The sequence below is a fragment of the Pseudomonas meliae genome, from assembly GCF_001400515.1.
Lineage (GTDB): Bacteria > Pseudomonadota > Gammaproteobacteria > Pseudomonadales > Pseudomonadaceae > Aquipseudomonas > Aquipseudomonas amygdali.
Genome location: NZ_LJQT01000291.1, coordinates 1,705 through 1,972 on the forward strand (window position 1 = coordinate 1,705; position 268 = coordinate 1,972).

At 63.4% G+C, this 268-nt stretch carries 1 pseudogene (cut by a window edge); it reads right to left on the bottom strand.

Annotation, left to right across the window (positions count from 1 at the left end):
• A pseudogene (locus ALO64_RS13490) lies at positions 1-268 on the bottom strand (DNA topoisomerase) (its annotated part extends 1,241 nt beyond the left edge of the window); the annotation flags it as partial.

The following is a 268-nucleotide window of genomic DNA, read 5'->3' on the forward strand; positions in this document are numbered from 1 at the left end:
GCATCGATGCTGTGGGTCTTGCTCATGTACACCTGCAGGTCGAGCAACGCGAACGGCAAGGGTGCCGGTGTTTGCTTCTCTTCCACGCGGGCTTCGGTCACGTCTGCGGGCTTCATTCGGCACGCGTCGGCCACCTGGGTGGCATACGCCTCGTCGATGATCCGGTTCTTGTCGTCGCTCGGGGCATCAGCGGCCACCACGAGGCGGGCCTGCGCACGACTGCTACCAACGGCCAGGCTTGCCGCAACGGTGTAGTAAAAGGCACTGA